23 protein-coding genes and 1 pseudogene are annotated in these 22472 nt (G+C 28.0%); 20 read left to right on the forward strand and 4 right to left on the reverse strand.

The genetic code is table 11. From position 1 onward, the window contains the following. Positions 1–206 precede the first annotated feature (206 nt). The 12 genes and pseudogenes from TY07_RS08430 (at position 207) to TY07_RS08485 (ending at position 10842) form a co-directional block, all read left to right on the forward strand. Positions 207–1049 carry a sirohydrochlorin cobaltochelatase gene (locus tag TY07_RS08430; protein WP_042398057.1) on the forward strand — a complete coding sequence of 281 codons (843 nt, stop codon included), beginning with the start codon at positions 207–209 and terminating at the stop codon, positions 1047–1049. 13 nt (positions 1050–1062) lie between these two features. After that, positions 1063–2346: a cobyrinic acid a,c-diamide synthase CobB gene (locus TY07_RS08435; RefSeq protein WP_042398060.1), complete on the forward strand. Its 1284-nt coding sequence runs from the start codon at positions 1063–1065 to the stop codon at positions 2344–2346. 20 nt (positions 2347–2366) lie between these two features. Next, entirely contained in the window at positions 2367–2990 is a 624-nt protein-coding gene (locus TY07_RS08440; protein ID WP_042398062.1) for a precorrin-8X methylmutase, read from the forward strand. A gap of 92 nt (positions 2991–3082) precedes the next feature. Then, positions 3083–4189 (forward strand): cobalt-precorrin-5B (C(1))-methyltransferase CbiD, encoded by a 1107-nt coding sequence (gene cbiD / locus TY07_RS08445; protein WP_042398067.1) that lies wholly within the window; start codon positions 3083–3085, stop codon positions 4187–4189. A 77-nt stretch (positions 4190–4266) separates the two neighbouring features. Then, positions 4267–4896 (forward strand): annotated as a pseudogene (gene cbiE / locus TY07_RS08450) (precorrin-6y C5,15-methyltransferase (decarboxylating) subunit CbiE). A gap of 14 nt (positions 4897–4910) precedes the next feature. Continuing rightward, a complete protein-coding gene (gene cbiT, locus TY07_RS08455) occupies positions 4911–5489 on the forward strand; it encodes a precorrin-6Y C5,15-methyltransferase (decarboxylating) subunit CbiT (protein ID WP_042398070.1) in 579 nt (192 codons plus the stop codon). A gap of 1 nt (position 5490) precedes the next feature. Further along, a complete protein-coding gene (locus TY07_RS08460; RefSeq protein ID WP_042398073.1) occupies positions 5491–6159 on the forward strand; it encodes a cobalt-factor II C(20)-methyltransferase in 669 nt (222 codons plus the stop codon). Between the two features lie 6 nt (positions 6160–6165). Then, complete coding sequence (gene cobM / locus TY07_RS08465) at positions 6166–6912, forward strand: precorrin-4 C(11)-methyltransferase (RefSeq protein WP_042398076.1); 747 nt, start codon at positions 6166–6168, stop codon at positions 6910–6912. Between the two features lie 2 nt (positions 6913–6914). Next, positions 6915–7967, forward strand: a complete 1053-nt coding sequence (locus TY07_RS08470; protein WP_042398079.1) for a cobalt-precorrin 5A hydrolase — start codon at positions 6915–6917, stop codon at positions 7965–7967. 10 nt (positions 7968–7977) lie between these two features. Continuing rightward, positions 7978–8697, forward strand: coding sequence for a precorrin-3B C(17)-methyltransferase (cobJ, locus tag TY07_RS08475; RefSeq protein ID WP_042398083.1), 720 nt, complete (start codon positions 7978–7980; stop codon positions 8695–8697). A gap of 201 nt (positions 8698–8898) precedes the next feature. Then, complete coding sequence (locus TY07_RS08480; protein WP_042398086.1) at positions 8899–9693, forward strand: cobalt-precorrin-6A reductase; 795 nt, start codon at positions 8899–8901, stop codon at positions 9691–9693. Positions 9694–9870: 177 nt separating this feature from the next. Next, on the forward strand, positions 9871–10842 hold the full coding sequence (locus tag TY07_RS08485; protein ID WP_042398090.1) for an aromatic acid exporter family protein: 972 nt from the start codon (positions 9871–9873) through the stop codon (positions 10840–10842). Positions 10843–10940: 98 nt separating this feature from the next. Here TY07_RS08485 and TY07_RS08490 read toward each other — a convergent pair whose 3' ends face one another. Beyond that, on the reverse strand, positions 10941–11699 hold the full coding sequence (locus TY07_RS08490) for a GerMN domain-containing protein (protein ID WP_042398094.1): 759 nt from the start codon (positions 11697–11699) through the stop codon (positions 10941–10943). A 127-nt stretch (positions 11700–11826) separates the two neighbouring features. Between TY07_RS08490 and TY07_RS08495 the strand changes: the two genes are divergently transcribed. After that, on the forward strand, positions 11827–13041 hold the full coding sequence (locus TY07_RS08495; RefSeq protein WP_042398097.1) for a M20 metallopeptidase family protein: 1215 nt from the start codon (positions 11827–11829) through the stop codon (positions 13039–13041). Next, positions 13032–13862 carry a phosphatase PAP2 family protein gene (locus tag TY07_RS08500; protein WP_042398099.1) on the forward strand — a complete coding sequence of 277 codons (831 nt, stop codon included), beginning with the start codon at positions 13032–13034 and terminating at the stop codon, positions 13860–13862. The genes TY07_RS08495 and TY07_RS08500 overlap by 10 nt, the downstream gene beginning before the upstream one ends. A gap of 55 nt (positions 13863–13917) precedes the next feature. Here TY07_RS08500 and TY07_RS08505 read toward each other — a convergent pair whose 3' ends face one another. Both TY07_RS08505 and TY07_RS17630 read right to left on the reverse strand, forming a co-directional pair. Next, complete coding sequence (locus TY07_RS08505) at positions 13918–14637, reverse strand: hypothetical protein (protein ID WP_042398102.1); 720 nt, start codon at positions 14635–14637, stop codon at positions 13918–13920. 130 nt (positions 14638–14767) lie between these two features. Continuing rightward, entirely contained in the window at positions 14768–14926 is a 159-nt protein-coding gene (locus TY07_RS17630; protein ID WP_070102599.1) for a DUF1540 domain-containing protein, read from the reverse strand. 257 nt (positions 14927–15183) lie between these two features. Between TY07_RS17630 and TY07_RS08510 the strand changes: the two genes are divergently transcribed. The 5 genes from TY07_RS08510 (at position 15184) to TY07_RS08530 (ending at position 20446) form a co-directional block, all read left to right on the forward strand. After that, entirely contained in the window at positions 15184–15624 is a 441-nt protein-coding gene (locus TY07_RS08510) for a MarR family winged helix-turn-helix transcriptional regulator (protein ID WP_042398105.1), read from the forward strand. Next, entirely contained in the window at positions 15617–17347 is a 1731-nt protein-coding gene (locus TY07_RS08515) for an ABC transporter ATP-binding protein (protein WP_042398108.1), read from the forward strand. The genes TY07_RS08510 and TY07_RS08515 overlap by 8 nt, the downstream gene beginning before the upstream one ends. Next, a complete protein-coding gene (locus TY07_RS08520; RefSeq protein ID WP_078061317.1) occupies positions 17340–19160 on the forward strand; it encodes an ABC transporter ATP-binding protein in 1821 nt (606 codons plus the stop codon). The genes TY07_RS08515 and TY07_RS08520 overlap by 8 nt, the downstream gene beginning before the upstream one ends. A 142-nt stretch (positions 19161–19302) precedes the next feature. Continuing rightward, positions 19303–20121 (forward strand): alpha/beta hydrolase, encoded by an 819-nt coding sequence (locus tag TY07_RS08525; RefSeq protein WP_042398110.1) that lies wholly within the window; start codon positions 19303–19305, stop codon positions 20119–20121. Positions 20122–20236: 115 nt separating this feature from the next. Beyond that, complete coding sequence (locus tag TY07_RS08530) at positions 20237–20446, forward strand: YuzB family protein (RefSeq protein WP_042398114.1); 210 nt, start codon at positions 20237–20239, stop codon at positions 20444–20446. Between the two features lie 240 nt (positions 20447–20686). Here TY07_RS08530 and TY07_RS08535 read toward each other — a convergent pair whose 3' ends face one another. Continuing rightward, positions 20687–21655: an alpha/beta hydrolase gene (locus TY07_RS08535; protein WP_042398117.1), complete on the reverse strand. Its 969-nt coding sequence runs from the start codon at positions 21653–21655 to the stop codon at positions 20687–20689. 121 nt (positions 21656–21776) lie between these two features. On the opposite strand from TY07_RS08535, the gene TY07_RS08540 reads away from it, so the two are divergent. Continuing rightward, the gene (locus TY07_RS08540) at positions 21777–22445 is read left to right on the forward strand and encodes a YARHG domain-containing protein (protein WP_042398120.1); all 669 of its coding nucleotides are present in this window, start codon (positions 21777–21779) and stop codon (positions 22443–22445) included. Positions 22446–22472 lie beyond the last annotated feature (27 nt).

Consider the following 22472-nt stretch of genomic DNA (forward strand, 5'->3'; position numbering starts at 1 on the left):
TAAGGATAACTAAAACTAAAAACTACTAACTGTATAATTTTGGTTATATTGTGTTGTCTTTTAAGCACCCTAATTGAAGGGTGCTTTTATTTTTTTATTATAAAGTAATTTATAAACATAATTAGATTTTTTAGTTAATAAATAAAAATGAATAAATAAATTTAAAGAAAAAATAATTTGAAATAAATTTTAGGAGATTTTAAATAATGAAAAAAGCAATATTAGTAGTTAGCTTTGGGACAAGCTATTTAGACACTTTAGAGAAAACAATTGAAAATGCTGAAAATCAAATAAGAAATAGTTTCAGTGAATATGATATTTATAGAGCATTTACATCTCATAAGATAATAAAAAAATTAAAAGAAAAATATGAGATATTTGTTGATAAACCTGAGGAGATGATGGAAAAGTTATATGAAGATGGATATGAAGAAGTGATTATGCAACCATTGCATATGATACCTGGAGAAGAGTTCATATATGTAAATAAAATAGCAGAAGCTTTCAAGGATAAGTTTAGCATTCTAAAAGTAGGAAGACCTATTTTTTACTATCAAGGAATAGAGGAATTACCACAAGATTATTCACTATTTATTGAAGCAACAAAAGAATTATATGAGAAAAATAATGCTGTAGTGTATGTCGGACATGGAACTGCACATCCATCAAATTCTGTATATGGATGTTTACAAGCTGTGTTGGAAGATGAAGGATATGAAAATGTATTTGTTGGGACAGTTGAGGGATATCCTAATTTTGAAACAGTACTTAGAAGACTAAAAAGAAAAAATATAACTGAAGTAACTTTAGCTCCATTAATGATGGTTGCAGGCGACCATGCAAGAAATGATATGGCTTCAGATGATGAAGATTCGTGGAAGTCTATGCTAGAAGAAGAAGGTATTAAAGTGAATTTGCATATGAAAGGGCTTGGTGAAAACGAAAAATTTAATGAGCTATATATAAATAGAATAGAAGATCTTATAAACAATAGATATATCGGTGTTGGACAAACTAAAAAAGGTCATAAGGTAAAAGTAAAAAGTTAAGGAGACATAAAGCATGAAAACAATGATAATTTCATCCAATTGTAGTGGTGGAGGAAAAACTACAGTTACTCTTGGATTAATGAAAGCATTAAAAAATAGAGGCTATGATGTACAAGGATATAAGGTAGGTCCGGATTATATTGACTCAGGATTTCATACTGAAATAACAGGGAATGTATCTAGAAATTTAGATTTGCATTTAATGGGAGAAGATGGGGTTAAGGCAAGTTTTTCAAGAGGAAAAGGTGATTTAGCGGTAGTTGAAGGAGTTATGGGACTATATGATGGGAAAGGTTTAACTGAAGAATGTTCAACATATAGTATTTCCAAAGTATTAAATAATGCTCCAATTATATTAGTAATTACTCCAAAGGCACAAAGTATAACTTTATGTGCAGAAATTAATGGAATTAAAAATTTTAAGGATGCTAATATTTCAGGCGTAATTTTAAATTGTATTAGTGAAAGTTACTACAATTTATTAAAGTCAGCAATTGAAATGCACTGCAATTTAAAGGTGTTTGGATATATTCCAAAGGATGAAAAGCTTAAATTAGAAAGTAGACATTTAGGGTTAGTACAAAGTGTAGAAGTTGGTAATTTACATGAGAAGATAGATTATTTAGCTAAACTTATTGAGGAAAATATAAATTTAACTGAAATAATTGAAAGTTTTAAGGAGATAAGTAAGTACGATGATAATTATCATTTAGAAAATAAAAATAAGAAAATTGCAATAGCTTATGATGAAGCTTTTAGGTTTTATTATAAAGAAAATATAGAGTTATTAGAAGAAGTTGGTGAAGTTATTTACTTTAGCCCGCTTAAGGATTCAAAGTTACCAGAAAATATTGATTTTTTATATTTAGGTGGTGGCTATCCAGAGGTATTTAAAGAAGAGTTAAGTAAGAATACAAGTATGCTTAAGAGCATAAAACAAGCATTAGATAATGGATTGAATTGTTATGCTGAATGTGGTGGATTAATGTATTTAACAGAAAATATAGATGGCGTTGATATGGTGGGATTCTTAAAAGGAAATAGTGAAATGACTAAAAGACTAAATAGATTTGGTTATGCAACAGTATCATTAGGTGATATAAGAATTAATTGTCATGAATTCCATAAGTCAAAGGTAAATTTAAATGAAGAGGCAATATATGATGTAATAAAAACTTCATATACGGGCGAAGAAATTAAATGGAAATGTGGATATAAAAAGAATAATACATTAGCAGGATATCCACATGTGCATTTCTTTGGAAATTTAGATTTTATTAAGAGATTATTAAAATAAGAAAATTGGAGTGAATAAAAATGGACTATATTAAAAATCCAATGGAAATAGAAAATACAAGTATGAAAATTATAGAAGGTGAAATGGGTGAGCATAATTTCACTAAAGAAGAATTGTCTATAATAAAGAGAACTATTCATACAACAGCAGATTTTGAATACAAAGATTTAGTAGAAATAAGTAAAGGAGCGATAGAAGCTTCTAAAGAAATTTTTAAGAAACCATTTATTATTTATACAGATACTAATATGGCATTATCAGGAATAAATAAAATAGCCTTATCAAAATTAAATGGAAAGGCTATTTGTTATGTAAATTTAGAAGAAGTACATAAAGAGGCTAAAGAAAAGCAAATAACTCGTTCAATGGCAGCTGTAGAAAAGGCTTGTAATGATAATGTTGATATTTTTGTATTTGGAAATGCACCAACAGCATTATTTAAATTAAAAGAGCTTATAAAAGATGGAAAAGCTAAGCCAAAGTTAATTATTGCAGTTCCAGTAGGATTTGTTGGAGCAGCAGAAAGTAAGGAAAATTTAGAAGAACTTAATGTTCCTTATATTAGAGTTAAGGGAAGAAAAGGTGGAAGCACAGTTGCAGCAGCAATAGTAAATGCTCTTATGTACAACGTTGTTGAAAGGTAGACTTGTGTAGTTAAGAGTTAGTAGTTTTGAGTTAAGGGAGTGACAAGTTTCAACTTGTAACTTGTAACTAAATAAGTGGGGAGTTAGGATGAATGCTAGATCTTTATGTAATGAGTGGTGGTAAGAAATTAAGATGTGGATATACTACTGGATCATGTGCAACAGCAGCGGCAAAGGCAGCAACAATTATGCTTTTTAATGATGTAGTTCTAAATAGTGTTGACATAATAGTACCTAAGGGAATTGAGATAAAGATACCTATAAATTCTATAGAAAAAGGTGAAAATTATTGCTTAGTTTCTGTGATTAAAGATGGTGGAGATGATCCAGATATAACTGATGGGATAGAAATTTATGCAAGAGTAGAAAAGCAAGATAGTGGATTTACTTTAGTTGGAGGAGAAGGAGTTGGAGTAGTTACTAAAGAAGGGTTATTTATAGAAAAAGGACTTCATGCAATTAACCCAACTCCAAGAAAAACTATTCAAGAAGCTGTAATGGAAAATCTTCCTGGTGACATTGAAGGTGGAATTAAGGTAACTATTAGTGTTCCTGAAGGAAAAGAAATTGCTAAAAAGACCTTTAACCCTAGGCTTGGTATAGTTGGAGGAATTTCTATTTTAGGAACATCAGGAATAGTTAAACCAATGTCAGAAGAAGCATTAAAGGAATCTATACGAATTGAAATTAATCAAAAGGGAAGAGGTAAGGAGAGATTAGTTCTTACTTTTGGGAATATAGGTGAAAAGTGTGCAAATGATAATGGATTTTCAGAAGATGAAGTAGTTATAATATCTAACTTTGTAGGTTTTGCATTGGAATGTTGTGCTGAAATTAAAATAAAAGAAGTCGTTCTTATAGGGCATATAGGGAAGGTAAGTAAAGTTGCTTATGGATGTTTTAATACTCATAGCAGAGTAAATGATGTACGTCTTGAAGTTATAGCTTTAGAGCTTGCACTTTTAGGATATGATACAAATCTTATTAAAAAAGTTTTAGAGCAAAAAACAAGTGAAGGTGCAGTAAAGTTCTTAGGTGAAGGATATGATGAGCTTTATAAAAATATAGGAAATAAGATTGTTGAAAGAATGAAAATTTATACTTATGGCGAAATGAAATGTGATGCAATAATGTATTATGGATTTTCAGATTATAAGATTTTATATAATTCTCTTTCAAAACTAGGAAAATTTGATTAGTTAGCAGTTAATAAGTGATAGAAAAAAGTAAGTTTTAAGTAATAAGAGCGTTCATCAGTATAGGAGGTTGAAAAATTGTGCTTTATATAGTTGGAATGGGGCCAGGAAATAGAGATTATATATTAAAGAAGGCAATAGAGGTATTAAATTAATGTGATGTTATTATTGGTTTTGAAAGACTGATTAATGATTTAGAGTTCATTAATAAACCCCAAATAGTAATGAATTCATTAAAGGAAACCTTGGAGTATATTAATAGCAATGGGCAAGATAAGGGGAATTTAAAGGGTAAGACTATTGCTTTAGTAGCTTCAGGAGATCCGACTTTTTTTGGAATAAGCGAATATATAAAAAAGAATTACCCAGGAAATATTGTCGTAATACCTGGATTAAGCTCGTTTCAATATTTAACGACTAAGTTAAATAAAAGCTGGTCTTATGCATTTACAGGAAGTGTACATGCAAGAAATGAAAATTTTATAGATAAAGTTAAACAAAATAAATTATCAATATGGCTAACTGATAATAAAAATAATGCTGCACATTTATGTAAGCTTTTAATTGAACATAATATTAATTGCAGTGTGATTATTGGTGAGTATTTATCTTATGAAAATGAGAGAATTTTAGAAGGTAAGCCTGAGGAATTTATAAATGTAGACTTTAGCGATATGTCTATATTAGTTGTAGAAAATGAAGAAAATTAAATTAGGAGAAATATATGATTTTAATTAAGGATGATGAATTCATAAGAGGCAATTGCCCTATGACAAAAGAAGATATACGTGCATTAAGTATTTGGAAGATGAATTTAAAAGAAAATTCTACAGTATTAGATGTAGGTTCAGGAACAGGAACAATAACTGTACAAGCTTCTAAAATTTCAAGTAATGGAGTTGTGTATTCTATTGAAAGAGATGAAGATGCAATATCTACAACTAAAATTAATTTAGATAAGTTTGACTGTACTAATGTGATATTAGATGAAGGTGATGCTGTAGAAATATTAGAAAAATACATAAAAGAAGATAAAAGATTTGATTCAATATTTATTGGTGGATCTGGTGGAAGTTTAGAAAAGATTATTGAAATGTGTAGTGAATTATTAATTCAAGAAGGTACTATTGTTATGAATTTTATAACTTTAGACAATGCATATAAAGCAATTGAAGTTATGAAAAAGTTAAACTACATAGTAGATATTTCGCAAGTAAATATAAGTAAAAATAGAGGACAAAGCTATATGATGATTGCAAATAATCCAATATATATTGTTCAATGCATAAGGAGTGTAAATTAATATGAAATCAACGTTATATGGAATAGGTGTAGGACCTGGAGATAAAGAGTTATTAACTGTAAAGGCAGTAAGAGCAATAGAAAATAGTGATGTTGTAGTTGCACCAAGTGCAATGGAGGGTGGAGAAAGTATAGCTTTAGAAACAGCTAAAGAATATATAAAAGAAGGAACTGAAGTTGTTATAAAACATTTTCCAATGGGAAAGAAAAATAGAATTGAAAAAGCTAAGGAAGCTTATGATTTTATAGAAGAAAAATTAAAAGAAGGTAAAAATGTATCATTCTTAACTATTGGAGATCCTTATGTTTATAGTACTTATATTCATATGTTAAAGCATATGGAAGAAAGAGGCTTCCATGTTGAAACAGTACCAGGAATAACTTCATTTTGTGCAGCTGCAAGTTTAGTTGATAGAACTTTAGTTGTAGGGGATAATCCACTTATGATATTACCAGCAACTAGAGTTAAAGATATTAAAGATGAAAAATATGTTGTAATAATGAAGGTTTATAAGCATGAAGAAACTGTAGTAGATTTCTTAGAGGAAAAAGGATTTGATTATGTTTATGTAAGTAGGGCAGGAAGAGAAGGACAACTTATATTAACTGACAAGGAAGAAATAAAACAAGCTAGGGATTATATGTCGCTAATATTAGCAAGTAGGGAGTAGAAAATTATGGTTTATTTTATAGGGGCAGGGCCTGGAGATGTTGATTTAATAACAGTTAAGGGGAGAGATATATTAACAAAAGCGGATGTAGTTATATATGCAGGCTCTTTAGTGGCTAAGGAGCATATGGATTATTGTAAAGAAGAAGCATTAATATATAATTCGGCAAAGATGACTTTAGAAGAAGTTATTGAAGTTATGGATACAAATAAAGATAAGACTATTGTAAGACTTCATACTGGAGATCCATCAATATATGGAGCTATAAAGGAGCAAATGGATGAGCTTGATAAGTTAAATATAGAATATGAGGTAGTGCCAGGAGTTAGTTCTTTTGTTGCAGCAGCTTCGGCAATAAAAAAAGAATTTACCCTTCCATCAGTAACTCAAACAGTAATTTTAACTAGAGTAGAAGGAAGAACTCCAGTACCAGAAACAGAGGATTTAGAAAAATTAGCACAAATAGGAGCTTCAATGGCTATATTTTTATCAATTTCAATGATTGATAAAGTGGTAGCTAAGCTTAGAGCTGGATATGGAAGAAATGTTCCTATAGCAGTTATTGAAAGAGCAACTTGGGATAATGAAAGAAGCATAATTGGAACTTTAGATGATATTGCAGATAAGGTTAAGGAAGCTAAGATTACTAAATGTGCTCAAATATTAGTTGGAGACTTTATTGACTGTGATTATGAAAAAAGTCTTTTATACGATAAAACATTTACTCATATGTATAGAGAGGCTAAAAAGTAATTATGATTTGTATTATAAGTGTTACTGAAAAAGGTGATATTTTAGGAGAAAAAATAAAATCACAAATTGGTGGAGATTTATACTTTAAATCTAAAAGAAGTGATTTTAACTTAAGTGATATAACTAAAGAGTGTTTTGAAAAATATGATTCTATAGTATTTATAAGTTCAACAGGAATTGCAGTAAGAGCAATATCAAAGCATTTAAAAGGCAAAGATAAAGATCCAGCTGTAGTTGTGGTGGATGTTTGCAATAAGTTTTCTATAAGCTTAGTTTCAGGACATTTGGGTGGAGCAAATGATTTAGCTTTAAACATATCTAAAATATTAAATAATACACCTGTTATAACAACAGCAACTGATAATATGAATATTTTAGCTCCTGATGTTATAGCAAAGAATAATAATCTTGTTATTGATAGCTTAAAAATAGCAAAAGTAATTGCTAGTAGACTTGTTAATAATGAAGAAGTTTATTTTAAGGATGATAAAAATAAGATAAGTTGCCCTAAAGGATATACACAAGTTGATGAAATTAAAAGTAATATGTTGTGGATAACTAATAAAGTTAATAACAATGATAATTCGAAAAATAATTATAGTAAAATGTGCAATAAAGAAAATGATGAGATAGGAAATAAAGAAGCTGGATTAAATGATGAAAGCACAATTCTAAAGCTAGTTAGAAAAGATATAGTATTAGGAATTGGTTGTAGAAGAAATACTGAAAGTAAGAAGATGTACGAATTTGTTACTGAGACATTAAAGGAAAAAAATATTGATTTAAGGGCAGTTAACTTAATTGCATCTGTAGATGTTAAAAGTGATGAAGAAGCTATATTAAGTTTAAAACAATTCTTAAATTGTGATATTAGATTTTTTACTAGGGATGAAATAGCAACTATTGAAGATAAATATGAAGGTAGCGAATTTGTAAAAAAATCAATTGGAGTTTCAGCTGTAAGTGAACCAGTTATTGAATTAGCTGGAGCAAATATAATTATAAAAAAGATAAAAAAAGATGGAATGACATTAGCCATTGGTGAGCTAAATTAAGGAGATTAAAATGGGAAAATTATATGTTATAGGAATAGGCCCTGGGGGACTAGAGCATATGACTTTAAGAGCTAAGGAGGCTATAGAAGAAAGTAATATTGTTGTTGGATATAACAAATATATTGATATGATAAAGCCACTTGTAGAAAATAAAGAATTGTTTTCTACTGGAATGAGAGGCGAAGAAGCAAGATGTAGAAAAGCTTTAGAGCTATCTAAAGAAGATAATACTGTAGCTTTAATAAGTACTGGTGATTCAGGGATTTATGGAATGGCTGGGCTTATTCTTCAAATGCAAAAAGATGAAAATGTTGAAATCATAACTGGAGTTACAGCTTCAAGTGCAGCTGGATCAGTAGTTGGTGCGCCTCTTATGCATGATAATTGTAATATAAGTTTAAGTGATTTAATGACTCCGTATGAATTAATTAAAAAGAGAGTGAGAAATGCAGCTGATGCAGATATGATTATTTCTTTATACAATCCAAGAAGTAAGGGAAGACCATATTATTTAAGAGAAGCTATTGAAATAATTAAAGAATATAGAGATTTAAATACTCCAGTAGCGGTAGTTAGACATGCTTTAAGAGATGGACAAGAGTATAAATTATTTAATTTAGAAAACTTTGATGAAGAGGTTGTAGATATGTTTTCTATAGTTATTGTAGGAAATTCTCAAAGCTTTGTTAAAGAAGGTAAGTTTATTACACCTAGAGGATATGATGTTTAGTTAAGAGTCTATAATTAGTTAAAAGTTAATAGTTTTGAGTTAGTAGTTTGGAGTTATAGGATAGTGACAAGTGAGAAGTAGCAAGTTAAGGAATAAATTTAGATTAGGCTGAATTTATGGAAGTATTTCAAGAAAGTTCCCAAGGAGTTTATACTACAACTTGACACTTGAAACTTGTCATTGATTAAAGGTGGTGATTTGATGATTGGGTTTGTTCTTGGAACTGGGGAAGGTAGGGAAATTTTATCACATATAAATAAATATACTGGTGAAATAGTTGTTTCTACAGCTACTGAATATGGATATGAAATTTATAAGGATTTTAAGGCAAAGCATTTTAATTATAAGCCTCTAAATGAAGAAGAGTTTAAGGAGTTAATAAATAAATTTGGAATTACAGTTTTTGTAGATGCTTCTCATCCATATGCTAGCGAGGTAAGTAAGACATTAATTAAGGTTTGTAAAGAGATGAAGATTGATTATATAAGATATGAAAGAAAAAGCTTTTTTCATAATTTAAGTAAAAATAATATTAAAAAAGAAGAGAGTGTAGAAAATATTATTTTTGTAGAAACATATGAAGAGTTACAGGAAGTATTCAAGAGTATAGATGGAAATATTTTAAATACAACTGGAAGTAATAATGCTTTAAAAATTGAGAATTTAAAAGGTGAAAATAATAGAATGATTCATAGGATACTACCATCACCAAAGGTAATAAGCAAGCTTTTAGATAATGGTATATCAATGGATAATATAATAGCAATTAAAGGACCATTTGGCTTTGAAATTAATAATGGGATTATTAAGGAATATAAAATAAAAGCATTAATAACTAAAGATAGTGGAGAGGAAGGAGGGATGAAAGAGAAAATTGATAGTGCATTATTAAATGATGTAAAAATAATAGTTATAAAAAGACCTAATATGAGCTACGGAATAGAATTTAATGATATAAAAGAAATGCTTAATTTTATAGTTCTAAATAATATATAAAACGTACTAAAGATGATTAGAAAACAAAAGTAAAATTTAGAAAAAGGTTAAATTAGTTAAAAGGAATTTTATGTGTACCTGATATGTATCAGTGGCAAGCTATGCTTGTCACTGTTTTTGTTTTTAGTATATAATATGTCATATCAGACATGGTAGGGAGGACAAAAGGGAAAAATAATGGAATACTTTAAGTACATATATAATTTAGCTTTTAAAATGGCAATATCGGCAACTGTAGCATTAATTATAGGAAATATGCTAGGATTACAATACGCAACAGTAGGTGCAGTTATTTCTATATTAAGTATACAAGATACTAGAAAAAAAGCATTAATTATAAGCTATAAAAGAATTATTGCTTGTAGTTTAGGAATATTATTATCAGTAATTTTATATGGAGTATTAGGAAATGGAGCATTAGCTTTTGGTTTATTTTTAATAATTTTGATACCACTTACTTCTAGGTTAAAAGTACAGGAAGGAATGGTTCCAGCTGTGGTATTATCAACACATTTTTTAGTTGCAAATAGAATAACAACTTTATTAATAGTTAATGAAATATTATTAATGATAATTGGAATTGGTGTAGCTGCTATTGCTAATATTTTTATGCCTTCACTTGAGGATAAATTTAAAGAAGATAAAGAATGGATTGAAGAGCATTATAGAATTATAATAAATAAAATGTCAAAGTCGTTAGTAACTCATACAGTTGATATTGATGAGCAAAAACTTATAAATGAAGTTGAAAAACGATTGTATGAAAGTAAGGAAACTGCATATAAAATCGTAAATAATAACTTTTTTAAAAGCTCATCATATTATACAGATTATATAAATATGAGAATTAATCAATTTGATACTATAAAAAGAATGAGACTACATTTTGAAAGATTTAATATACCAGTTGAACAAATGAAGGTTATGTCTGATTTTACATTATGTGTTTCAGAAAATATAAGAGAAATAAATGATTGTGAAGAGTTATTAAATGATTTAGAAAGCTTAAGAAGTGAATTTAAAAGAATGGAATTACCGAAATCTAGAGAAGAGTTTGAAAGTAGGGCGCAATTACTTCAATTTTTAAATGATATGGAAGATTTTTTAGTTATAAAACGAAATTTCTTTAAAACAACTAATAACCATTAATATTAAATATGAAAGTTATAAATAATGAAGAAAAAAGCAGCGAATATTACACAGTTTATATTATGTAAACTATGTAATATTTGCTGCTAAATTTTTTATTAATCAAGTTTTAATATATTAGTATAATCTACAGTGCTATACCCAGCTTCAGCTGTTCCATCTAAACCAGTATATAGATCATTACCAAAATAAACAGCAACTTTATTTACTTGGTAATTATAACCGTAAGTATTTACTATTGCAGCCATTAGACCTTTAGAATCAGTATCATTAAGTTTCATTTCATCAAGGAAATTAGAATTGAAAACTACAGTTAACACATTAGTTGAATAATCTAATGTAGCTGATTTAACTCCATAATCTTTAGAAATTGTTATAAAATTACTATTATTATTTGGTGCCTCATATAATTTTTCAGTTAATGCAGTAACAAAAGCATTATCAGTAACTGGTGCTTTGGTATCTGTACAATAAGTTTTTGAATCAACTTTATTATAGTAGAAAATTCTACAATCTCTACTAATAGTTGAAGAACTAGAAGAATCAGTAGTTGTTACTAAACTACTTATAGAATCATTATTTGAAGAAGTTGTTGAAGTAGAATCTGAATTATCAACAAAATCATTATTAGCAAGAACAGAATCAGTAGAAGATTCAGAATTCGCATCTGTAGACTGATCATTTGTTATGTCTCCATCACCTTCAGAAGTTTGGTTGTTATTTTCTGTTGCAGTTAAAGAATCATCAGTAGTGTCATCAGCAGCATTAGTACCTGTAATAGCGCTTTTTAATCCGCATGATATTAGTGATAAGCATAGTACAGTAGTGCAACATAAAGTTAATAATTTTCTTTTCATAATCTCACCTCTATAAATTAATTACTAAATAGATATTACCATATTTTTACAGAAAGTTAAATGTATTTTATAAAATAATATACATTTTTTTCATAAAATTATATAATTTTATATTGGGGGGTGTATTATGGATATTGTAAAAGAAACTAAGCTTATAGGTAATTATCTAATTGGACTAAGAAAGGATTTTCATAAATATCCGGAATTAAGTATGCAAGAGCATAGAACTTCGAGAAAAATAAAGGAAGAATTAGATAAAATAAACGTAAAATATGAAGAAGGAATAAGAACAGAAGTTGTAGCAACAATAGGTCATGGAGAAGGGAAAGTAATTGCTTTACGTGCAGATATGGATGCATTAAGAATTAAAGAAAATACAGGGGTAAGGTATCAGTCTGAAAATGAAGGAGTAATGCATGCCTGTGGACATGATGCTCATATGGCATCCTTGCTTGGAGCTGCAATGATTTTGAAAAAATATGAAAATGATATACCAGGAAAAATTGTTTTGATTTTTCAACCGGGAGAAGAATGTTCCAGTGGTGCAAGGCTTATATCAGAGCATGGATATATAGATGAAGTAGAAGAAATTTTTGGATTGCATGTATTTGGAGATATTGAATGTGGTAAAATATCTATTGAAGAAGGTCCTAGAATGGCTGCTTCTAATAAATTTACTATTAAAATTACAGGGAAATCTGGACATGCAGGTAAACCTCAACAATGTATAGATGCAACTATTGTTTGTGCAGCTATTGTAATGAATTTACAATCAATTATTAGTAGAGAAATAGATCCGCTAAATTCTGCAGTTGTGACTATTGGGCATATTAAGTCAGGAGAAACACATAATATTATTTCGGGAGAGGCTTTTATTGAAGGAACTATTAGATGTTTTAATGCAAGCACAACAAAGCATATACAAACATCAATAAAAAGGATTGCATATAGTACAGCAATAGCATATGGAGCAACTGCAAGTGTTGAGTATGATATATCTCATCATCCAGCAGTAATTAATGATCCAAAAGTTACTAAAACAGCATTAGATGCTGCAAAAAAAATATTTGATGAAAAAGATATTATCAAGGTTCCAAGAATGATGTTAGGAGAGGATTTTTCTGTTTATCAAAAAAGGATTCCAGGAGTATTTGTCTTTGTAGGAGCCGGTAATGAAGAAATAGGAAGGGATTATCCTAATCATAATGACAAATTTAATATAGATGAAAAGGCTGTACTAATAAGCACGCAATTATATGTAGCATTTGCTTTAGAATCTTTAGGAGGGGAAGAGAAAAAACAACATTCAAATCAAAAACTTAAGGAGGAAGTATGGAATTAGAAATTTTAAGACATATACAAAGCATTTCAAACCCATTTTTTGATTTTTTATTTCAATTAATTACTATATGTGGAGAGCAGATAGTTTTAATTGTAATAATATCAATAATTTATTGGGCATTAGATAAAAAATTTGGAGAATATATTGCATATTCAGTATTAACAAGTGTGTTGGTGAATAATGCTATTAAAGATATTTTCAAATTAAAAAGACCTATAGGTGAAGAGGGAATTAGAACATTAAGAGAAGAAACTGCAACAGGATATTCATTTCCAAGTGGTCATACACAAGGAGCAGCTTCATTTTATGGATCAATGGCTATTTATATGAAAAAGAAAGCAATGTATATAATAGCAACTATAATGATAGTATTGATTGGTTTTTCAAGATTGTATTTAGGTGTACATTATCCTAAAGATGTAATTGTAGGTGCAATTTTAGGTGTATTAACAGCTTGGATATGTTACAAGTTATATATAAGAATAGAAAATAAAATGTTGTTATATTTAATTACATTTGTATTGTTTTTGCCAGCATTAACATTTGCACATTCTGCAGATTTCATAAAAGGATTAGGAACTTATTTTGGATTTTTAATAGGGATGTTTGTAGAAAAGAAATATGTTAATTTTTCAGTAGAAGGAACTAGAGTGAACAAGATAATTAGAGTTTTAATTGGAGTATTAATACTTTTAATTTTACAAACAGGTTTGAAAGTTATATTACCTACTGGGCAAATTTTTGCATTCATTAGATATGCAGTAATAAGCTTTTTTGGAATAGGAATTTATCCAATTATATTTAAAAAATTCAAAATATAAAATAAAGGTGTAATATTTAATTGTATCTAAATATTACACCTTTATTTTATATAATTTATTTAAGTGCTTGCTCTAATGTCTTTAATCTAGACATATATTCTTCTGTGTTAGTTATAGTAACTTTAGCAATTTCCTTAACTAATTCACTTTTAGCACATTTATTATCTAATAGAGCAATATCATGAGAAGCTTGTAATATGGCATTAATTTGCTTGATATATGTTAATTCATTACTTTCATTAGTAGGTATTTTTGAAATTTCTTTTGATAATTTATCAGCAATTACTTTAAAGTTCTTATGATATTCAGTATCTTCTTTGAGATCTTTAGTATTTTTAGCATTTTCAATTAACTTATTTAGTTCTTCTCTCATTTCTTTTAACTCGCCAGTATAATTGTCAACAATATCATCTATGATATCAATTAATTCAGGATTAGAAGTATATCCTTGAATATTATGGCTTGCAAATAAAATAGCTCTATGTAATAAAATCTCTTCAGATAAATAATCGATACAAACACTACCGGAAGCAGGAAGTTTAGTTAATTTATCTATGATTCCATTTAAGTAATCTGTAGTAATATTATAGTATGTTTCATCAATAAAGCTAGAGTAAGGATTTTCAGCTAACTCATTAGTTTCTAGTGAGCTATCAGAGCTTGAAGTTTCAGTAGTGTCTATAATATTTGGTTCATATGCATAGGTAGGAATACTACTAGTAACAAGAGTTGATAGTGTTAATGTAGCTAAAAATAAGCTTAAATTTCTTTTCATTTGTTACACTCCTTATAATTTATTAATAATATTTAGTATGTTTAAAATAATAAATTTTATAAAGTAAATAAGAGAAATAATGAAAAAGTATGTAGTTAATTAATAGATTAAACACACCTTATATTAAGGATTATTTTCTAGAAAAGCTACCACAATCAGTACATTCTTTACTTGATACACATCCTGTATGACTGACTACTTGAATTTTATTTAGAGTACAATAATTATCTTCATTACAGTGAAATTTGCATTCAATAACAGTACAAGCGATGCTTTCATTATGTTTCATGACCACACCTCCTATAAAAATTCTCAGTTTATATTACTTATTTATTTTGTCAATAAAAAGATAAAATATTCATTTTAAGGATTACATTAGAAGTATAAATAATTATATAAAAAATTAAATTATGTAAGAAAAATAATTATAGGATTTTTTATTGATATATAAGAAATATAAATTTATAACAATAGTTAGATATCTAATTATTAGATATCTAACTATTATATGATTTTTAAATAATTTACTTTTAGGAGGCAAAGAATATGAATGATGGAGAGTTAATTAAAGTATTTATGAAACTAAAAAGGGTTCATCGTAAGAGATGCCATGATGAGTTTAGAAAGTGTGATATATCAAAGGGGCAACCTAAAATATTAAATTATTTAGCAGAAAATGATGGGAGTATACAAAAAGATATAGCAAAAAACTGTAATATTGAACCTGCAACGGTTACGAGTATTTTATCAACTATGGAGAAAGCTGGTTTTATTGAAAGAAGGCTTAATACAAGTGATAGAAGAATTATTAATGTATATTTAACTGAAAAGGGGAAAATAACTCAGAAAAACTCTCAAAGAGCTATTTGTGAAATTGAAAAAGAATGCTTTAGGGATTTTACTCAAGAGGAAAAGGAGCAAGCAAAAAGCTTTTTTGAAAGAATGTATAATAATTTAAGTAAAGGAGAGGAAGAAAAAAATGACTAAACTACTTAAATACATTAAAGGAAGTGCAATTATTTATACTATTTTAGCACCTTTAATGATGTTTATTGAAGTTATAATGGATTTGAATCAACCTAAACTTATGTCAGATATTATAGATATAGGTGTTGCAAATGGTGATATTACTTATGTATTAAATGTTGGGTTCAAAATGATAGTAGTTGCTTTTATAGGTATACTAGGTGGAATGCTTTGTGGTGTTTTTTCTACTTTAGCTTCGATGAATATGGGAAAAAATATGAGACAAGGTTTATTTAATAAAATACAAAGTTTATCATTTTCGGAGATAGACCAATTTAAAACATCATCATTTATTACTAGATTAACTAATGATGTAACACAAGTTCAAAATATGGTGATGATGGCACTGAGAGGGATGGTTAGATCTCCACTAATTTGTTTAGGTGGAATTATAATGTCACTAAGTATTAGTGTTAAGCTATCAATGATATTTTTAGTTGTAATTCCATTAATAATATTAAGTGTAACTGTAATAACAGCTAAATCAACTCCATTTTTTACTGCAATGCAAAAGAAAATAGATAATGTAAATTTAGTTATGAGAGAAAACTTATTAGGGGTTAGAGTCGTTAAGGCATTTGCTATAGAAGATAAGGTAAAAGAAAGATTTAGTTATGCAAATGATGATTTGATGAGTACTAGTATTAAAGCTCAAAGCGTAACTATACTTTTATGGCCATTAGTTACATTGATAATGAATTTAAGTGTTGTTGCTATACTTTGGTTTGGTGGAAATTATGTTAATAAGGGTTCATTAGAAATAGGAAAGATAATGGCATTTATAAATTATTTAGTTCAAATAATGAGTTCTTTAAATATGTTGGTAATGATTATCATTAACTTTTCTAGAGCAAAGGTATCTGCAAGTAGAATCAATGAAGTTTTAGATGTGGAATCATCAATAACGGACAAAGAAGATGCAAAGAAGATAAATAAGTTTAATATAGATTTTAAAGATGTTTACTTCAAATATAATAAAGATGGAGATTATGTATTAAAAGGAATATCTTTTAAGGCTGAAGAAGGAGAAAAGATTGGAATTATAGGTGCTACAGGAAGTGGGAAAAGTACATTAATATCACTTATTCCAAGATTATATGATACAAGTAGTGGAACTGTAATGATTGGAAATGAAGATGTTAAAAATTTAAAAATAAATGAATTAAGATCATTAATTGGTGTTGTACTTCAGGATACAACTCTTTTTTCGGGAAGTATTGAAGATAACTTAAAGTTTGGTAAAGAAGATGCAACTGAAGAAATGATGATAAGTTCAGTAAAAGATGCTCAAGCTTTTGAATTTATAAATGCAAATAATGAAGGATTCAATAGGGAAGTTGGACAAAGAGGTAAAAATTTATCTGGGGGGCAAAAGCAAAGAATTTCTATTGCAAGAACATTAATTAAAAATCCTAAGATATTAATTTTAGATGATTCAAGTAGTGCATTAGATATGGCAACTGAAGCAAAACTTCAAAAATCAATTAAAAATAGAATGAAAAATTCTACTATATTTCTTATAGCTCAAAGAATCTCAGCTGTGAAGGATTCCGACAAAATAATAGTTTTGGATAATGGTGAAATTGTAGCAATTGGAAATCATGAGGAATTAATTAAAGAGTGTGATATATATAGAAGTATTGCCATATCACAACTAGGGGAGGAGGTTGTTTCAAATGCCTAGTAGAGCAGCAATACAAATGAGGCCAGGAGCAGGTCCACATAATCTTCATAAAAAAAAGGCAGAAAAAATTAAGGATTTTAAAGGAACTGTAAAAAGGTTAGTTGGATACCTAATTGAAAAGAAAGCAAGTATTTTAATAGTATTTATTTTATGTTTTGTTACTACATTAATTAGTATATTTGGAACTAGATTAAATGGATATACAATAGATAATTTTATTGAAACGGGAGATATGAAAGGCTTAGCTTTTATATGCACAATATTAGTTTTAATGTATTTAGTAAATATTTTTTCAACATACTATCAAAATATAGTAATGCTAAAAATAGCGCAACGAGTTTCGGCAAGAATAAGAAAAGATTTATTTATTAATCTTCAAAAACTTCCACTTAGGTATTTTGATAATAATTCAAGTGGAGATTTAATGAGTAGGCTTACAAATGATGTTGATAATATAAATACAACATTATCTCAAAGTATAACACAGCTTTTTTCAGGAATAATTAATGTTGTAGGAATGTTTATTGCAATGGTTATATTAAGTCCATTATTAACATTAATAGGAATGATAACAGTACCTTTAACTTTTATAACCACAAAAATATTAGCAAAGAAAACTCAAAAATTTTTCGTAAAGCAACAACAAGAACTAGGAAACTTAAATGGGTATATTGAAGAAATGGTTTCAGGACAAAAGGTTGTTTTATTATTTTCAGAAGAAGAAAAGGTTAAAGGAGAGTTTTCTGAGATAAATGAAAGGCTTACTAAAAGTGCAATAATAGCACAAGGTGTATCTTCTTTTATGGGACCTATAAATAATTTTATAAATAATATTTCATATTTAATAATTTCTGTAGTAGGTGGATATTTAATATTAAAAGGATCTGCAATTACAGTTGGTGTAGTATTTTCATTTTTATTATATATGAGGAATTTTACTCGTCCTATAAATGAAATAATGAACTTGTTTAATACTATTCAAAGTGCACTAGCTGGTGCTGAAAGGGTGTTTGAGGTTATAGATGAAGAAAAAGAAAAGGATAAAGAAGGGGCAAAGTCTATAACTAATATTGATGGACATGTTGAACTTAAAAATGTAACTTTTTCTTATGAAAAGGGAAAAGAAATATTAAAGAATGTTTCAATAGAAGCAAAAAAAGGTGAGGTTATAGCAATAGTAGGACCTACAGGAGCTGGAAAGACTACTGTAGTTAACTTACTTACTAAGTTTTATAAAATTGATAGTGGTGAAATTTTAATTGATGGTAAAAATATTGATGATATAACAAGAGAAAGTTTAAGAAAATCAGTAGCAATGGTACTTCAAGATACTTATTTATTTTCAGAAAGTGTTAGCGAAAATATAAGATATGGTAGGTTAGAGGCTACAGAGGAAGAAATAATAGAAGCAGCTAAAATAGCAGATGCACATCATTTTATAAAACAACTGCCAGAGGGATATAATACAATTCTAGCTGATAATGGTTGTAATTTATCACAAGGACAAAGACAGTTACTAGCTATAGCAAGAGCAATATTATCAAAAGCATCAATATTAATATTAGATGAGGCAACATCTTCAATAGATACAAGAACAGAAGTATTAATACAAAATGCAATGCTTAAATTGATGCAAGGAAAAACAACATTTGTTATAGCACATAGATTAAGTACAATAAGAAATGCAGATAAAATTCTAGCATTAAAAGATGGAGAAATAATTGAAAGTGGAACACATGATGAACTATTAGAGAAAAATGGGTTTTATGCTAGTTTGTATAATAGTCAATTTAAAAATGGAACTGAAATTTAAATTAATTTTAAGGTCACTTTTTGAAGAAGTTGTTTATTTAAAATACGTTTATAATATATAAATACTCACAATATAGTTTTAATAATGTTTATGATATAATTATTAAACTAAAATATTTTAAGAATTTATTGAGGGGTAAAAGATGTATCGTATTGAAAATTTTGAGGTAGAAATAAAAGAATTAAATAGGAAGAGGATGATTAGGGTATATTTACCTAATGATTATGATAAGAACTTAAATAAACATTATAAAGTTATGTATATGCATGATGGACATAATCTTTTTTATAAGGAAACCTCAGCTTATGGAGGCATATGGGATATTCAAAGTGCTATGAATAAGAGTGAGGCAAATGGAAATGATGGAGTCATAGTTGTTGGAATTGACTGTAATAGTGAAAATATTGAGGGAAGGCTTAATGAATATTCCCCATGGGTAAATAATAATCTTAAGGAATTAACTCCTGGTATGGGAATATACAAAGCTGGTGGGGAAGGTAAGTTGTATGGTGAATTTTTAGTAAATTCATTAAAACCATTTATTGATAATAAATATAGAACCCTAAAAACAAAAGAAAATACATTTATAGCAGGTTCTTCAATGGGCGGGTTTATATCTTTATATATTGGGTATAAGTATCCTGAAGTATTTTCTGTAATAGGTGCATTTTCAACGGCTATATGGTTTAGTAAAGAAAATTTAATGAAATTTATAAAAGAAAATTATAAAAAAGGATTAAGAGTTTATTTAGATTCAGGAACTAAAGAAACTTCTGATGAGAGTGTTATTGCATTTAATGATATTTACGTAGATGATACTAAAGAGTTAGAAAGTTTACTTTTAAATTTAGGACAAGATAAGAAAGATATAAAAGTAGTAATTGAGGAAGGCGCAAATCATTCGGAGGATTCTTGGAGGAGAAGATTTCCAGAGTTTTTAGAATGGGTTTTAAAAGAGTAAGAATGATTTAGCTAAATAAATTAGAAAAATATTGATAAAGAATTTAATTAGGTTAGAATAAAGGGTGTTTATAATATGACACCTTTTTAGTTTATAAGAATAAAGGAGAAAAGATATGATAGTAATGTGTCCAGGATGTTCTGGTATAGATCCAGAATTAGTAAAAAAAGAATTCAAAGATGAAAAAATAGTTTTTGGCTGTATTGGAGAATGCGGTGGAAGAATGGATGAAAGTATAGTAGCTATGGTAAATGGAGAATTCGTTGAAGCAAATAGTGAAGTTGAATTTATTATTAAAGTTAAAAATATCTTATCAATCAAGTAATATTTTTAATTAATAAATTAAGTTGTTGAAAAGAGCTTGTTTTGTTAAAAGTTAAGAAAATACTTTTTTCTAAACGTAGAAGGTATAATTTCAATTAACTAAATTATCAAAAAGTTGAAATTTAGAGTAAAATAACGAAAAGAAATTAGAGTTATGGTAATGATTATAAATGAGTAACAAAAAAATAGTGGCAATTTAGATAAATAAATTGCCACTATTTTTTGTATAAATGTTAAATTATTATTTAATATATTTTTTTAGAAAAGTTTCGATTGTCGTCCAATATAGCTGAGGATTAACGTAACTAGCTTTTGCGTGAGCAGCGCCATGGATAACTAGTTTTTCCTTTTCACCTGAAAAGGCATTATATAGTTCATCAAGCATGAAAAATGGAACAAAGTCATCATTATCACCATGAATAAATAAAGTTGGTGTTATAGATTTCTTTATTTGTTTAATTGGAGATACTTTACTTATAAAGAATCCAGATTTAATTTTGCAAATAAGACTTGCTACTTCGAGCATTGGGAATGAATGCAACTTAAATAATGATTTTAATTGATATGCAAATTGACTCCAAGCAGATGTATAACCACAATCTTCTATTATAGCTTTAACATTACTAGGAAGTTTTTCACCAGAAGTAGTCATTACAGTAGCAGCTCCCATTGAAACTCCAAATAATACGATTTCAGTATTAGCGTAGTTATTAATAATGTATTTAGTTAAATCAACAATATCTAATCGTTCATCCCAACCCATTCCTATGTAATTTCCTTCACTTTGACCATGCCCACGTAAATCAGGCATTATAATATTGTACCCCATTTTGTAAAAGTTTTGAGCATAAGAAGCCATTAGCTTACCTTGTGATGTATATCCATGTACTACTATTGCCCATTTATTTGAAGTAACTTTATTTTTTATAAGGTAGTTATGTAATTTCAAATTATCTTTTGAGGTAATGAACAAATCTTCATAGTTGCTATATTCAAATAACCATTTCTCACTATCTATGCTTTTAACGCCACTTGTCTCATCTTGATTAGTTTTAGTGGATTTATTATTTGAATCATTATTTTTAAATACTAAATCTTTTGGGAATTTTGGATTTAGTCCTAAGTTGTACAAGTAATTACCACCATAAAATATTAACGCAATTACAGCAATAATTATTAAGCATAAAATAATTAGTCCTAGTCCTTTCATACGTACACCTCTAATATTTAATTATAATACTATTATAACATGAAATAATAAAGAAAGTGTGTAAATAAATGTTAAAAAGAAGCATAGGATGAGTAGTATAAAAAGTCTTTTGGGGGATGCAATGAATAAAAAAGTAGTAATTATTATTAGTGGTTTGATAATTACAAGTGGTATATTAAGCACTAACAATATCAATTTTCAAAACAAATGTAATAAAGAGGTAAATATAGTAACTGCAGTTTCAGCTAAAGATAATTATTTTATTATTCCAGATAGTAGTACAAGATATTTAACTGAAGATGATTTAAGGGGATTAAGTGATGAGCAATTAGAAATAGCAAGAAATGAAATATATGCAAGGCATGGATATCAATTCAAGCAAAAGAAGATGAAAAACTATTTTAATAATCAAAAGTGGTATGTTAGAAGTAATTATGAAATTACAACTGATGATTTAAGTGATATAGAATATGAAAATGTCATGTTAATAAAGAAAGTTGAGGAAGAAGGGTTTTCAAATAGCAACGATTATTATTATGGAGATTTTATAATTCCTGATAGTAGCACTAGAAAGGTTAGTGCAGATGAATTAAAAGATTTATCGACTTATGAGTTAGCTATTGCAAGAAATGAAATATATGCAAGGCATGGATATATTTTTGTAAGTGATGAATGGAAGGATTTTTTTGTTAATGAAGATTGGTATATTCCAACATCATACTCTGTAAAGCTTAATAGTATTGAAGAATATAACGTAGCTATGATAATAAAAGAAGAAGCAAGAAGATAGAACTGAGATAAAAATATGAGCTCCTAT

This window comes from Clostridium saudiense (assembly GCF_000577815.1).
In the GTDB taxonomy this organism is placed as follows: Bacteria; Bacillota; Clostridia; order Clostridiales; family Clostridiaceae; genus Clostridium; species Clostridium saudiense.

What these genes read in the sequence shown, in the direction of transcription:
- TY07_RS08485 (WP_042398090.1), top strand. Translation starts at nt 9,871, where the DNA reads ATGGAATACTTTAAGTACATATATAATTTAGCTTTTAAAATGGCAATA.
- TY07_RS08510 (WP_042398105.1), top strand. Translation starts at nt 15,184, where the DNA reads ATGAATGATGGAGAGTTAATTAAAGTATTTATGAAACTAAAAAGGGTT.
- TY07_RS08495 (WP_042398097.1), top strand. Translation starts at nt 11,827, where the DNA reads ATGGATATTGTAAAAGAAACTAAGCTTATAGGTAATTATCTAATTGGA.
- cbiD (WP_042398067.1), top strand. Translation starts at nt 3,083, where the DNA reads ATGCTAGATCTTTATGTAATGAGTGGTGGTAAGAAATTAAGATGTGGA.
- TY07_RS08460 (WP_042398073.1), top strand. Translation starts at nt 5,491, where the DNA reads ATGAAATCAACGTTATATGGAATAGGTGTAGGACCTGGAGATAAAGAG.
- TY07_RS08440 (WP_042398062.1), top strand. Translation starts at nt 2,367, where the DNA reads ATGGACTATATTAAAAATCCAATGGAAATAGAAAATACAAGTATGAAA.
- TY07_RS08430 (WP_042398057.1), top strand. Translation starts at nt 207, where the DNA reads ATGAAAAAAGCAATATTAGTAGTTAGCTTTGGGACAAGCTATTTAGAC.
- cbiT (WP_042398070.1), top strand. Translation starts at nt 4,911, where the DNA reads ATGATTTTAATTAAGGATGATGAATTCATAAGAGGCAATTGCCCTATG.
- cobJ (WP_042398083.1), top strand. Translation starts at nt 7,978, where the DNA reads ATGGGAAAATTATATGTTATAGGAATAGGCCCTGGGGGACTAGAGCAT.
- TY07_RS08500 (WP_042398099.1), top strand. Translation starts at nt 13,032, where the DNA reads ATGGAATTAGAAATTTTAAGACATATACAAAGCATTTCAAACCCATTT.
- TY07_RS08505 (WP_042398102.1), bottom strand. Translation starts at nt 14,637, where the DNA reads ATGAAAAGAAATTTAAGCTTATTTTTAGCTACATTAACACTATCAACT.
- TY07_RS08525 (WP_042398110.1), top strand. Translation starts at nt 19,303, where the DNA reads ATGTATCGTATTGAAAATTTTGAGGTAGAAATAAAAGAATTAAATAGG.
- TY07_RS17630 (WP_070102599.1), bottom strand. Translation starts at nt 14,926, where the DNA reads ATGAAACATAATGAAAGCATCGCTTGTACTGTTATTGAATGCAAATTT.
- TY07_RS08540 (WP_042398120.1), top strand. Translation starts at nt 21,777, where the DNA reads ATGAATAAAAAAGTAGTAATTATTATTAGTGGTTTGATAATTACAAGT.
- cobM (WP_042398076.1), top strand. Translation starts at nt 6,166, where the DNA reads ATGGTTTATTTTATAGGGGCAGGGCCTGGAGATGTTGATTTAATAACA.
- TY07_RS08435 (WP_042398060.1), top strand. Translation starts at nt 1,063, where the DNA reads ATGAAAACAATGATAATTTCATCCAATTGTAGTGGTGGAGGAAAAACT.
- TY07_RS08470 (WP_042398079.1), top strand. Translation starts at nt 6,915, where the DNA reads ATGATTTGTATTATAAGTGTTACTGAAAAAGGTGATATTTTAGGAGAA.
- TY07_RS08490 (WP_042398094.1), bottom strand. Translation starts at nt 11,699, where the DNA reads ATGAAAAGAAAATTATTAACTTTATGTTGCACTACTGTACTATGCTTA.
- TY07_RS08535 (WP_042398117.1), bottom strand. Translation starts at nt 21,655, where the DNA reads ATGAAAGGACTAGGACTAATTATTTTATGCTTAATAATTATTGCTGTA.
- TY07_RS08520 (WP_078061317.1), top strand. Translation starts at nt 17,340, where the DNA reads ATGCCTAGTAGAGCAGCAATACAAATGAGGCCAGGAGCAGGTCCACAT.
- TY07_RS08515 (WP_042398108.1), top strand. Translation starts at nt 15,617, where the DNA reads ATGACTAAACTACTTAAATACATTAAAGGAAGTGCAATTATTTATACT.
- TY07_RS08480 (WP_042398086.1), top strand. Translation starts at nt 8,899, where the DNA reads ATGATTGGGTTTGTTCTTGGAACTGGGGAAGGTAGGGAAATTTTATCA.
- TY07_RS08530 (WP_042398114.1), top strand. Translation starts at nt 20,237, where the DNA reads ATGATAGTAATGTGTCCAGGATGTTCTGGTATAGATCCAGAATTAGTA.